6 protein-coding genes and 1 pseudogene are annotated in these 8,906 nt (G+C 61.8%); 5 read left to right on the plus strand and 2 right to left on the minus strand.

What is annotated here, in order from left to right:
- Together EN893_RS09160 and EN893_RS09165 are read left to right on the plus strand one after the other, a co-directional pair.
- Positions 1-1,444: glycogen debranching enzyme GlgX (locus EN893_RS09160; RefSeq protein ID WP_128361501.1), on the plus strand; the 1,444-nt coding region annotated here is incomplete at its 5' end.
- Positions 1,431-3,056 (plus strand): alpha-glucosidase family protein, encoded by a 1,626-nt coding sequence (locus tag EN893_RS09165; RefSeq protein ID WP_127267929.1) that lies wholly within the window; start codon positions 1,431-1,433, stop codon positions 3,054-3,056. The genes EN893_RS09160 and EN893_RS09165, both read left to right, overlap by 14 nt.
- Before the next feature lie 13 nt (positions 3,057-3,069).
- On the opposite strand, the gene EN893_RS09170 is transcribed toward EN893_RS09165, so the two are convergent.
- Positions 3,070-4,824, minus strand: coding sequence for a TadG family pilus assembly protein (locus EN893_RS09170; RefSeq protein WP_127267928.1), 1,755 nt, complete (start codon positions 4,822-4,824; stop codon positions 3,070-3,072).
- Entirely contained in the window at positions 4,825-5,238 is a 414-nt protein-coding gene (locus tag EN893_RS09175; protein ID WP_164748810.1) for a TadE/TadG family type IV pilus assembly protein, read from the minus strand. It abuts the gene before it with no gap.
- A 411-nt stretch (positions 5,239-5,649) separates the two neighbouring features.
- On the opposite strand from EN893_RS09175, the gene EN893_RS09180 reads away from it, so the two are divergent.
- The 3 genes and pseudogenes from EN893_RS09180 to EN893_RS09190 all read left to right on the plus strand — a co-directional run.
- Entirely contained in the window at positions 5,650-7,242 is a 1,593-nt protein-coding gene (locus tag EN893_RS09180; RefSeq protein ID WP_127267926.1) for a peptide ABC transporter substrate-binding protein, read from the plus strand.
- A 164-nt stretch (positions 7,243-7,406) separates the two neighbouring features.
- Positions 7,407-8,330: an ABC transporter permease subunit gene (locus tag EN893_RS09185; protein WP_027035849.1), complete on the plus strand. Its 924-nt coding sequence runs from the start codon at positions 7,407-7,409 to the stop codon at positions 8,328-8,330.
- Positions 8,323-8,906 (plus strand): annotated as a pseudogene (locus EN893_RS09190) (ABC transporter permease); the annotation flags it as partial. The gene EN893_RS09185 and the pseudogene EN893_RS09190, both read left to right, overlap by 8 nt.

Consider the following 8,906-nt stretch of genomic DNA (forward strand, 5'->3'; position numbering starts at 1 on the left):
ACTGATGCCGGTGACCGCGTGGATTGACGAGCGACATTTGCCGCCGCTCGGGCTGCGCAACGCCTGGGGCTACAATCCCGTGACTTTCATGGCCCTCGATCCGCGTTTGGCGCCGGGCGGCATCATGGAGTTGCGAAACACGGTCGCCGTGCTGCGTGAGGCTGGCATCGGCGTCATCCTCGACCTCGTCTTCAACCACACCGGCGAGAGCGACTGGCTTGGCCCGACGCTGTCGCTGCGCGGCCTGGACAACCAGGCCTACTACCGGCACTCATCAGACGGCGGGCTGGCCAACGATACCGGCACCGGCAACACGGTCGCTTGCGATCATCCTGTCGTCCAGGAGATGGTCCTCGACACGCTTCGCCATTTCGTCAGGGATGCCGGCGTCGACGGCTTCCGCTTCGACCTGGCGCCCATTCTGGGCAGGGTTGAAGGAACATTCGATGCCGAGGCGCCGATGCTGAGAGCGATGCGCGACGACCCGCTGCTGGCCGATCGCGTGTTGATCGCTGAGCCGTGGGACATCGGTTCCGACGGCTATCAGCTCGGTAATTTCCCGCCGCCCTTCCTCGAATGGAACGACAAGTATCGCGATGACGTCAGGCGCTTCTGGCGCGGCGACGCCGGCATGGTCGGTGCGCTGGCGACCCGGCTTGCCGGTTCGTCCGATGTGTTCGCAACGAACCGGCAAAACGCCAGTCGGACCGTCAATTTCATCGCCGCCCATGACGGCATGACGCTCGCCGATATCGTGCGCTACGAGCGCAAGCACAACGAAGCCAATGGCGAGCAGAACCGCGACGGTCACAATGAAAACCTATCCTGGAACAACGGCGTCGAAGGGGATGCGGACGATCCGGCCGTATGGGAGTCTCGCCAGAACGATCAGTGCGCGCTGCTCGCCACGCTGTTTGCCTCGCGCGGCACCATCATGCTGACCGCAGGCGACGAGTTCGGCCGCACCCAGCAAGGCAACAACAACGCCTATGCGCAGGACAACGAGATCACCTGGCTCGACTGGGCCGGCCGTGACCAGGTGCTGGAGCGCTACACGGAGGAACTCTCGAGGCTGCGCCGGTCGATGCCGGCGCTCTCCGATACAAGCTTCCTCACTGGCCAGCCACCGGCAGGTTCAGAGATACCGGACGTCGCATGGCTGACCGAGACAGGCGCGCCGCTCAATGAACAGTGCTGGCAGGACCCGCAGCGGTACCGCCTCGTCATGATCCTGGGTGGCGTCAGCCGCCTTGCCGTCATCATCAACGGCGATCGCCGGGCCTGCATGTTCACCTTGCCTGAGCGAGACGGATTCTTCTGGGCTCCAGCCATCGAAGCGCCGGATGCGGCGGACAGATCGCGACCGATATCGGGACGGGCGGTGATCTTCATGATCGAACGAGCGCAAGCCGGCACAGGGGAGAAGCGCAATGGCGGCGAGTGACAAGACCGGATGGTGGCGTGGTTGCGTCATCTACCAGATCTATCCGCGCTCCTTCCAGGACACGACCGGCGATGGCAGCGGCGATCTCGCCGGTATCACCTCGAGGCTCGCCCATGTCGCCTCGCTTGGTGTCGATGCCGTCTGGCTGTCGCCTTTCTTCAAGTCGCCGATGGCCGATATGGGCTACGACGTGTCGGATTACTGCGATGTCGATCCGATGTTCGGCACGCTCGAGGATTTCGATGCGCTGGTCGCCGAGGCGCATCGTCTCGGCCTGAAGATCGTCATCGACCAGGTGCTGTCGCATTCGTCCGACAGGCACGACTGGTTTGTCGAAAGCCGCGCCAGCCGCGATAACCCCAAGTCGGACTGGTATGTCTGGGCCGATGCCAAGCCAGATGGCGGGGCACCCAACAACTGGCTCTCCGTGTTCGGTGGCCCGGCCTGGGAATGGGATTCGACCCGCCGGCAATACTACATGCACAACTTCCTAGCCTCGCAGCCCGACCTGAATTTCCACAACCCGGAGGTCCAGGACGCGCTTCTCGACACGGTGCGGTTCTGGCTGGAGCGCGGCGTCGACGGCTTCCGGCTCGATACGGTCAATTACTATGTCCACGACCGCTGGCTGCGCAGCAATCCGCCCCTGGCGTCGAGCGTCGCCGGCACCAACGGCGAGACCAACACCTACCTCTACCAGGAGCATCTGTTCGACAAGACGCAGCCGGAAAACCTGGCGTTCCTGCGCCGCTTCAGGGCGCTGCTCGATGAATATGACGACCGCGCCGCGGTTGGCGAAATCGGCGATGAAGGCCGCTCGCTGCAGACGCTCGCGGCTTACACCTCAGGCGGCGACAAGCTGCATATGTGTTACACCTTCGACCTGCTCGGTCCGCAGTTCTCGGCCGCGCATGTGCGTGGCTGCGTCGAAGCCTTCGAGGCGGCCGTCTCCGACGGCTGGGTCTGCTGGGCGTTCTCCAACCATGACGTGGTGCGCCATGTCAGCCGCTGGACAAGGCCGGGCAGCGATCCCGACGCCGTCGCAAGATTCTCGATCATGCTGTTGTCCTGCCTGCGCGGCTCGATCTGCCTCTATGAGGGCGAGGAGCTGGGCCTGGAGGAGGCGGAGCTGGCCTATGAGGATCTGCGCGATCCCGTCGGCATCCGCTTCTGGCCAGGCGTCAAGGGCAGGGATGGGTGTCGCACGCCAATGGTCTGGGAGGCCGGCGCCGACAATGCAGGCTTCTCCACGGCCAGGCCCTGGCTGCCGATACCGGCCAGCCATCGCACCCGCGCGGTCGACGTCCAGAATGCCGACACGGCCTCGGTGCTGAAGTCCTATCGGACCACGCTGGCCTTGCGCGGGAAGCATGAGGCGCTGGTATCAGGCTCGATCCGCTTTCTCGACGCCGAGGGTGACGTGCTGGCTTTCGTTCGCGAGGGCGGCGGCGAAAGACTGCTCTGTGTCTTCAATTTTGCTGGAGGACCGGCCAATTGGCCGTTGCCGCAAGACTTAGGAGCGGTTACGGAACTTGACGGCGATGCCTCGCTCACCAGGGAGGTCGAGCTTTTGCTGCCGGGACTTGGATGCTTCCTCGGTAGGCTCGACTGATGCCTCGACTGCTCTACTGCACCAGCACGGAGCGTCCACAAGTCGCGCCGGTGACCCGGACATCCGCCTCGCCGAGACGCACGCCAAGGGCTCCAAGCAGGTTGGCAAGCAAGGTATCGATCGGGGCCGCCACGCTGTTCAGAAGTGCCACCACCGGCGGCTTCACAAATCCCAGAAGGGCGTCAAGATTCAGCGGCAGGCCGAGTAAATTCGCCGTCAGCGACAGGCCGCTGACCAGCGACGTAGTCAACGATTGGGTAAAATTTTGCGTGTAAGCGGTCCTTATCGTCTTGGCATCGATGTCGGCCTTGTTGAAAGTCAGCGTCGTCGCGGGGTTATTGGCCATGTTAAACGCCGCTGAGCCCACTACGGACACCACGGGGATGAGCAGAAGTTTCACGGCCGCGATTTCGGTGTTGGAAAACGTCTCCTTATTGGTGAAATCGGCAAAGCCGGCGCTGCTGCTGTCACCGAGATGTCCTTCGACGATACCGGGACGTGTAGCAACGGTGACCTTGATACTGTCAGGGCCTGTTGGACAACTTATGTCCATGAGCTTGGCCTCGGCATAGGCGACTTCGACATGCAGGGGCAAACTGACCGATACCAAGGTGATACCGCCTCCGACATTTTTGTTACCGCCCCCGATCTTCACTATTAGCTTGATGCGGGTCTGCGCCGTCCGCACAATGGCGCCGACCTCGCCAACCGCCAGCCATGGCGAGGATTGCGGCGGTTCGCCGATGGCGATGGCGAGCGTGGTCGACAGCACCCCCGGAATGGCGGCGCCGAGGGCGACGTCGACCTGCTTCGAACCGTTTGCCAGTCCGGCGGCGGCGGTCAGCATGCCCATCGCGCTGGCATCGACGCCAAGGCCGGCCGGCTTTTGACCGAGGCCCAACTTGCCGACGGAGCCGAGATCGATCAGATGACTGAGCGGGATCTGGACCGTACTGGTCGACTTGGAAGCGATCGTCTGCAGGGCGACCTTGGCCGTGTTGCCAAGCCCCGGCACATTGGCCATGGCCGTGGCGATCTGGCCGACGGTCGCCTTCGATGCCAGCACATCCGAATACGACACGCCGGTCAGGTTCAGCTGTGTGGCAAGGCCGTCGACGAAGGAGAGCACGCTCACATCGGCGGAGAGCAGCGCGTTGTAGTCCATGACGCTGAGCGAGATGTTGCTGCCGAGAAGTCCGCCGAGAAGCGCGTTGAGGATACCGCCATCGAGGCTGGCGAGCCTCGATCCGACCGAGAACGTCGCCTGCGGCGTCATGCTGGCGATGGCTTGGGTGCCGATGACGGGAGTTGGGATCAGCGAACTCGCGAAATAGCGGGCCGGGATCTTCTTCAGGGTGACATGGACGGCATTGTAGGGTGTTACGCTGGCCTGGAAACGCTGGCCCACATTGGCGCCGGATGCCACATATCGCCCGGGCGTGACCGTCACGACGGTTTTGCCGGCCGCCGGCTCGATCGTCTGTCCCGAGCTTTGAACGATAACCCCTGGCATGCCGTTGTCGGTCAGTGTGGTGACAACCGCGGTGTTGACATTGGTCATGTTCGAGGCGGCGGTGATCGCCGCCAGGTCCACCATTGCCTGGGCTTCGCGGCGCTCGGTGTAGATCGAGGCTTCGTCGATGGCCACCGCGGCCAGCGCCAGCGCCACCGGCGCGCTCAATGCCGCCATGACGGTGAAGTTCGCTTTCCTGTCACTCAGCATCAACCGGGCAAGCCGACCGATCCCATTGCACGCATGCAGCAGCATTCAAATGCCCCCGACCCTGATCGTTGACTGGCGCTTGATCGTGGTCCCGGGCATGGCTATGCCCGGGAAAAGGTTCCAGATCGGCAGGTTGCGGGCGTCGTACTGGATGGAAACCACGAACTGGCTTCCATCAGCCGTGCTGTCGTTGGCCTGGTAGGTCAACTTGCTGACATCCACGAAGGGATATCCGCCGGCATTGTTGGTGACGAAGCTGGCTACGAGCGTCTGGCGTTCGGTCTGGTTCAACCCGGCAATTGCCGTGCGGGCGGCATCCGCTGCGATCTGTTGGATCGAGTTGGCGGCGCCGAAGTATATACCATATGCAACCATTCCGAGTAGAAGAAGAATGAAAATCGGTGAAAGCAAGGCAAATTCGACCGCAGAAGTGCCGTGTTCTTCTTGAAGTTTCCGCATTAATTGACGGATTTTGGGCAATTTACTTGCTCTGTTACTCATAGCCGCCACGCGTCTGAAGTTCGAACCATATAGAAGGTACTCATAATGTAACCCCAGGTTGCTTAAGAACGCATTAAGACATTCCGGCAAACTGGCATGGCTCCGATTCGCGGTGAAAAATGGCGTCGAGGTGAAGAAACCAAGTCAAGCTTCTGGTTTCGGCTGCTGTTTCAGCGGCCACGCCATAGCTTTCGTCCGCCTTACTTTGGGTGACCCAGAGAGTCTGTTGAAATAAAAATTCTCCGCGTTAGTGTCTGGGCACGAGCCGCAGGACGGGAACCAGCGGCGCGCTCAAAGGGGTCAGATATCGGCTTCAGGGCGTCAACACTTAATAGGCGCGCCAACGGCAGCGCCGACAGGGAGAACTTCATGCTGAAAAACATGCTGAAGGCGACGGTGCTCGCCACGACCATGGCGCTGGCCGCCGGCACCTTCTACACGCCGGCTTTCGCCGAGACCGTCTATAACAGAGGCAGCGCCGCCGAAGCGGAGACGGTCGATCCGCACAAGACCTCGACCGTCTACGAAGCCGATATCATACGCGACCTGTTCCAGGGCCTGGTCATGCATGACCAGAAGACGAACCTCATTCCGGGCGCGGCCGAAAGCTGGACAGTGTCAGACGACGGGACTGTCTACACCTTCAAGCTGCGCAAGGATGGCCTCTGGTCGGATGGCAGCCCGGTGACGGCGGACGACTTCGTCTATTCGTTTCGTCGGCTGGAAGACCCGGCCACCGCTGCCGAATACGCCTCGATGCTGTACCCGGTGAAGGGTGCGGAGGACGTCAACACCAAGAAGGGCAAGCCGGAGGATATGGGTGTCAAAGCGATTGACGCAAATACCCTCGAAGTCACGCTGAAGGCGCCGACGCCTTACTTCCTGGAGATGCTGACCCACCAGGCCGCCTATCCGGTCAACAAGGCTTCGATCGACAAGCTCGGCGCCGACTGGATCAAGGCGGGTAATCTCGTTTCGAACGGCGCCTATACGCTGGCCGAGTGGATACCCAACGACCACATGAAGCTGGTCAAGAATCCGAAATTCTGGGACGCCGCGACCGTCAAGATGGACGTCGTCAACTATATCCCGACCGAAGACCGCTCATCGGCGATGAAGCGGTTCGAGGCCGGCGAACTCGACAGCTACGGCGACCTGCCGACCGAACAGCTCGCTGACCTCAAGACCAAGTTCGGCGACCAGGTCCGCGTCGGACCTTATCTCGGCACCTATTATTATGCGATCAAGACCGACAAGGCGCCGTGGGACAATGTCGAACTGCGCAACGCCATCTCGATGGCGATCGACCGCGACTTCCTCGCTGAGAAGGTCTGGCAGAACTCGATGCTGCCTGGCTATTCGATGGTGCCTCCGGGCATCGCGGGCTACACGCCGGCAATGGCCAAATACGCCGACATGTCGCAGATCGACCGCGAGGACGCTGCCAAGAAGACCCTCGAGAAACTCGGCTATACGCCCGAGCATCCATTGAAGATGGAGATCCGCTACAACACTTCGGAAAACCACAAGAACACGGCCGTCGCCATCCAGGAACAGTTGAAGCCGCTCGGCATCGACGTCTCGCTCGTCAACACCGACACCAAGACCCACTACTCCTTCCTCGAGCAGAAGGGCGACTACGACTTGGCGCGTGCCGCCTGGATCGCCGACTACAAGGATCCGGAGACCTTCCTCGGCATCACCCGCAAGGCCAGCGGCAACAATTATTCGAGCTATGTCAGCCCGGCATATGAAGCGGCCATGGACAAGGCTGCGGCTGCCGGCGGCAAACCGGAAGAGCGCATGAAGGACCTCACTGAGGCCGAGCGCATCCTTGTCGATGACGTCGGTAACATTCCGCTTCTCTACTACAGCTTCCACGACATCGTTTCCTCGAAGCTGCATGGCTTCGACGACAATGTGATGGACATCCATCCGTCCCGCTTCATCAGCAAGGACTGATCCTTAGCCGGGCCGCCGCGCAACGAGATGCGCGGCGGTGCTGGTTTGCCATCGCATCGGCCCGGGAACCGGAATCGATTTTCGGCATGTCGGTGCGAAGATTTGAAGGCTAGAGCGCAACCGTCCAGCTGGACGCGCGTTGCTCTGGGTCAAGCGGGGCACCGATGCTGCGATACGTATTACGGCGGCTTCTGACCGCCATCCCGACGCTGTTCGTCATCGTGACCATGGCGTTTTTCCTGATGCGCGTCGCGCCGGGCGGCCCATTCAACCAGGAGCGGGGGCTGAGCCCCGAGATCAAGGCCAATCTCGAAGCCCAGTTCGGCCTCAACGACCCGCTCTGGCTGCAATTCGTCCATTATCTCGGCAATCTGCTGCGCGGCAATTTCGGCCCGAGCTACAACATGCCGGATTTCACCGTCACCGAACTCTTCGCCAAGGGCCTGCCTATATCGGTTCAGCTCGGCGCCTCGGCGCTCGTCCTGGCGCTGCTACTCGGTTGTGTGCTCGGCACCATTGCGGCGCTTAACCAGAACAAGCTTGGCGACTATACGGTGATCGCGCTGGCGACGGCCGGCAGCACTATCCCAACCTTCGTCATCGCGCCGGTGATCCAACTCCTGTTCGGGCTGACCTGGAGGCTGCTGCCGATCGGTGGGTGGGGCGATGGCGCTTTCATCAACAAGGTCGGTCCGGTGTTGACGCTCGCTCTGCCGCAGATCGCCATCGTCGCCCGGCTGATGCGTGGCTCGATGATCGAATCCTTGCGGTCCCACCACATCCGCACGGCGCGCGCGCTCGGCCTGTCCGATTGGTCGGTGGTGGTCAAGCACGCGCTGCGCGGTGCCATCCTGCCGATCGTCTCCTTCACCGGTCCGGCGGCGGCGGCATTGCTGACCGGCTCGGTCATTGTCGAGACGATCTTCTCCATTCCAGGCGTCGGCCGCTATTTCGTCGATGCCGCGCTCAATCGTGACTACACGCTGGTGATGGGAACGGTGGTGGTGATCGCCATCTTTACCATTGTCTTCAACCTGATCGTCGACGTCATGTACGCGGTCGTCGATCCGAGGGTGCGCTATGACTGACATCGCAGCCACAGCCCCCACCGTCATCGGCCGTTCGCTCTGGGGGGATGCCTGGGCGCGGCTCAAGGCCAATCGCGCCGCCATGTTCAGCCTGTACTACCTTGCCCTGATCGGTGTCGTCAGCGTGTTCGGACCGTGGTTCGTGCCGCATCAATACACCACCATCTATGCCGACTATGTGCGTATGCCGCCAAGCCTGTCAGCCTATCCGAAGGCCGACATGATCGAGACGGCGCTTACCGAAGCGATCAAGCGCATGCGGGTCGACATCAAGGAGTGGCGGCAGGAAGGCAACCAGGTCTTCGTCACCGTCAAGTCGACCAGGCCGATCGACGATCGCAATATCCGTTATCTCGACCGTTCCGATGCCTTTGACGGCACCAAGATCGAGAGCAAGTCGCCCGACGGTCTCGAAGTGACGATGAGCGCCTCGATCAAGCAGCAGTATTTCCTGTTCGGCACCGACAACACCGGCCGGGATCTGTTGTCGCGCACGCTGATGGCCGGGCGCATATCGCTGGCCATCGGCCTGCTCGCGGGTGTCGTGGCGGTGGTCATCGGCGTGGTCTACGGGGC

The organism is Mesorhizobium sp. M7A.F.Ca.CA.004.04.2.1 (assembly GCF_004022825.1).
Lineage (GTDB): Bacteria > Pseudomonadota > Alphaproteobacteria > Rhizobiales > Rhizobiaceae > Mesorhizobium.